The sequence below is a fragment of the Sphingomonas sp. EU05-FHT14C10 genome, from assembly GCF_058790595.1.
The window spans coordinates 1-3,881 of sequence record NZ_JBYTEN010000044.1; the positions used below are offsets into that span (position 1 = coordinate 1).

At 67.9% G+C, this 3,881-nt stretch carries 3 protein-coding genes; 2 read left to right on the top strand and 1 reads right to left on the bottom strand.

Going from position 1 to position 3,881, the window contains the following annotated elements:
• Positions 1-91: 91 nt before the first annotated feature.
• Positions 92-754, bottom strand: a complete 663-nt coding sequence (locus tag AC3WT0_RS19780) for an MBL fold metallo-hydrolase (protein WP_492755117.1) — start codon at positions 752-754, stop codon at positions 92-94.
• Between the two features lie 74 nt (positions 755-828).
• Here AC3WT0_RS19780 and pabB point away from each other — a divergent pair, with 74 nt between their 5' ends.
• Together pabB and AC3WT0_RS19790 are read left to right on the top strand one after the other, a co-directional pair.
• Positions 829-2,571, top strand: a complete 1,743-nt coding sequence (pabB, locus tag AC3WT0_RS19785; protein WP_492755118.1) for an aminodeoxychorismate synthase component I — start codon at positions 829-831, stop codon at positions 2,569-2,571.
• 30 nt (positions 2,572-2,601) lie between these two features.
• Positions 2,602-3,804 carry a pyridoxal phosphate-dependent aminotransferase gene (locus tag AC3WT0_RS19790; RefSeq protein WP_492755119.1) on the top strand — a complete coding sequence of 401 codons (1,203 nt, stop codon included), beginning with the start codon at positions 2,602-2,604 and terminating at the stop codon, positions 3,802-3,804.
• Positions 3,805-3,881: the final 77 nt, after the last annotated feature.

The window sequence follows — 3,881 nt, forward strand, 5'->3', positions numbered from 1 at the left end:
CTCCCCCACCCGGCCTCCCATCCAGGATACACTCTGTGGGAGGCCGGGTGGGGGAGCGGGCTGGCGCCGCGAATGCGCCAAAGGCGCATTCTCAACCAGCAGCGACCACGCGATCGCCGACGAACGGGTTGGTCGCGCGTTCGTGCGCGAAGGTCGACATCGGACCGTGCCCGGGCACGAAATGCGTGTCGCCGCCCAGCGGCCATAGCTTCTTCGTGATCGAATCGATCAGGTCCTGGTGATTGCCGAGCGGGAAATCGGTACGCCCGATCGATCCCTGGAAGAGCACGTCGCCGACCATCGCGACTTTCGACGGCGCGTGGTGGAAGACGACATGGCCGGGCGTGTGGCCGGGGCAATGAATGACGTCGAGCGTCAGATTGCCGACGGTCACCTGCTCGCCGTCGGTCAGCCAGCGGTCGGGCTCGAAGACGCGGCCGTCGACGCCATATTTGCGGCCATCCTCATCGAGGCGCGCGATCCAGAAGCGATCGGCCTCGTGCGGGCCCTCGATCGGCACGCCAAGCTCCTTCGCCAGCGTTCCTGCCTCGCCGCAATGATCGATATGGCCGTGGGTGATGAGGATCTTCTCGACATCGACGCCGGCCTGCTTCGCGGCAGCCTTCAGTTTCGACAGATCGCCGCCGGGGTCGACGAACGCCGCCTTGTTGGTCTCGGTGCACCAGAAAAGCGTGCAATTCTGCTGGAGCGGCGTGACGGGCACGATCGCGGCTCTCATCGGGGGCGTCGACATGATGCTCGACATGGCGCGCCCGGTGATGCGGCGCAAGAGTTGCGTTCGCGCGCGAAACCCGCTTTGGCCCCCGCGTGCGCAGCGACCGGCCCTTTGTCCTTCTCGACGATGCCCGCCCCGGGGGGCAGGCTTTGCTCTACGTCGATCCGGTCGCGATCGTTCGCGCCGACCGGCCGGAAGAGGTGCGTCCGGCGCTGGAAAGGCTGCGGGGTACGGGGCTCCATGCCGCCGGCTTCCTGGCCTATGAGGCGGGGCATGCGCTGGAGCCGCGGCTGGCGGGGGTCGGCGACAAGCCGGCGCTGCCGCTCTTGTGGTTCGCTCTGTTCGAGCGCGCGGAATCCATTGATCCCACAGAATGGCTACCCGATCCGGCGGGCGCTTATGTAGGCTCACCTCGGCCGGCTGTCGCACGCGCCGATTATCTGACGCAGGTGGCGACGGTGCAGCGCGCGATTGCGGCGGGCGACATCTATCAGGCCAATCTGACCTTCGACTGCGCCGTGCCTTTCGCCGGCGATCCGCGCGCGGCCTATGCCGGGTTGCGCGAACGCCAGCAGGCGGGGCACGGCGCGCTGGTCTTTACCGGCGAGGACTGGTTGGTCTCGCTGTCGCCCGAGTTGTTCTTCACGCTCGAGGACGGCCGCCTGGTCACGCGCCCGATGAAGGGCACGGCGCCGCGCGAAGCCGACGACGAAGCCGCGATCGCAAGGCTGCGCGCGGACCCCAAGCAGCGCGCCGAAAATCTGATGATCGTCGATCTGCTGCGCAACGACCTGTCGCGCGTCGCGGCACCGGGCAGCGTTGCGGTGCCCGAGCTGTTCGCGGTCGAGACCTATCCGACGCTGCACCAGATGACCTCGACCGTGGAGGCGCGGCTCGCCGAAGATCGGGATGCGATCGACGCACTTGCGACGCTTTTCCCCTGTGGTTCGATCACCGGGGCGCCCAAGATCCGCGCGATGGAGATCATCGCCGATGTCGAACAGCGCGCGCGCGGCATCTACACCGGTGCGATCGGCAGGCTTGATCCCGGCGGCGATGCGGCGTTCAATGTCGCGATCCGCACGCTGCACCTGAGGGCGGGGCACCTGAGCGCGGGGGAGGGCGTCGCGTCGCTCGGGCTGGGGTCGGGGATCGTCGCCGACAGCGATCCGGCCGACGAGTGGCGCGAGTGCCTGGGCAAGGGAGGGTTCGTGGCTTCACCGCAGCGTTTCGACCTGATCGAGACGATGGCCTTCGATCCCGAGGAAGGCCTGCTGAAGCTCGACCGCCATCTGGCCCGGATGAAGGCGAGCGCCGATGCGCTGGGCTTTGCCTTCGATCGCCACGATGTGCGCAACGAGTTGCAAGCCGCGACCTTCCGCCTGCGCAAGCCGGCGCGCGTGCGCCTGATCGCCGGGCGCGGCGGCGAGATGGCGGTCGAGGTTCGCTCCATGCCCGCCATGCCCGCTGAGCCGGTCGGCGTCGCGGTTGCGCCGCTGCCTGTCGAGGGCGCCGATTTCCGCCTGCGTCACAAGACCACCGATCGCGCCTTCTACGACGACGCCCGCCGCGCCGCCGCGGCCTTCGAGGTCGTCTTCACCGATCCCGAGGGCTTTCTTACCGAAGGCAGCTTCACCTCGCTGTTCGTCGAGCGCGGGGGCATGCTGCTCACCCCGCCGCTTGCGCGCGGCCTGTTGCCGGGAATCCTGCGGGCCGAACTGATCGACGAGGGCCGCGCGATCGAGGCCGATCTGACGCCTGCCGACCTTGCCGGCGGTTTTTTGATCGGAAACGCGCTGCGCGGCCTGTTGCCCGCGCGCATCCTTGGGTTATAGCGCCCCCGCGCTGCAACAGAAGGAACCGCAATGCCTCGCTTGTCCGCTGCCCTCGACCGTATCCAGCCCTCGGCGACGCTCGCCATGACCGGGCGCGTCCTCGAGCTCAAGCAGCAGGGCGTCGACGTGATCGGCCTGTCGGCTGGCGAGCCCGATTTCGATACGCCCGATTTCGTCAAGGACGCAGCGATCGAAGCGATCCGCGCGGGCAAGACCAAATATACGGCGGTCGACGGCATCCCCGAGCTGAAGGCGGCCGTGCGCGCCAAGTTCAAGCGCGACAACGGGCTCGACTACGCCGCCAATCAGGTGAGCGTGAACGTCGGCGGCAAGCATACGCTGTTCAACGCGCTCGTCGCGACCGTGGATGCGGGCGATGAAGTGATCATCCCCGCGCCCTATTGGGTCAGCTATCCCGATATCGTCGCCTATGCGGGCGGCACGCCGGTGTTCATCGCGGCGGGGGCCGACCAGGCCTACAAGATCACGCCCGAGCAGCTTGAGGCGGCGATCACCCCGCGCACGCGCTGGGTGCTGCTCAACTCGCCGTCGAACCCCAGTGGCGCCGCCTATTCGGGCGAGGATCTGAAGGCGCTGGGCGAAGTGCTGCGCCGTCATCCGCAAGTGCTGATCCTGACGGACGACATGTACGAGCATATCTTCTACGCCGACTATCCCTTCGCGACGATCGCCGAAGTCTGCCCCGATCTCTACGATCGCACGCTGACGGTGAACGGCTGTTCCAAGGCCTATGCGATGACCGGCTGGCGCATCGGCTATGCCGGCGGCCCGGCGTGGATCATCAAGGCGATGGCGAAGCTCCAGTCGCAGTCGACCTCCAACCCCTGCTCGATCGCGCAGGCGGCGGCGGTGGCGGCGCTCAACGGGCCGCAGGACTTCCTCGCCGTGCGGCAGGAAGCCTTCCGCAAGCGCCGCGACCTCGTGGTCGGGATGCTCAACGAGGCCGAAGGGCTCATCTGCCCGACACCCGAAGGCGCCTTCTACGTCTATCCCGATGCGGCGGGCTGCATGGGCAAGACGACGCCCAAGGGCGTGCTGATCGACAGCGACGAAGCGCTGATCAACTATTTCCTCGACGATGTGCGCGTCGCCGCCGTCCACGGGGCTGCCTTCGGCCTCAGCCCGGGTTTCCGCGTGAGCTATGCCACGTCGGATGCGGTGCTGATCGAGGCCTGCACGCGCATCCAGCAGGCCTGCGCCGCGCTGCGCTGAACTCTCGGCGGCACCGGCCCGCTCCCCCACCCGGCCTCCCACAGAGTGTATCCTGGATGGGAGGCCGGGTGGGGGAG

What these genes read in the sequence shown, in the direction of transcription:
- AC3WT0_RS19780 (WP_492755117.1), bottom strand. Translation starts at nt 754, where the DNA reads ATGTCGACGCCCCCGATGAGAGCCGCGATCGTGCCCGTCACGCCGCTC.
- AC3WT0_RS19790 (WP_492755119.1), top strand. Translation starts at nt 2,602, where the DNA reads ATGCCTCGCTTGTCCGCTGCCCTCGACCGTATCCAGCCCTCGGCGACG.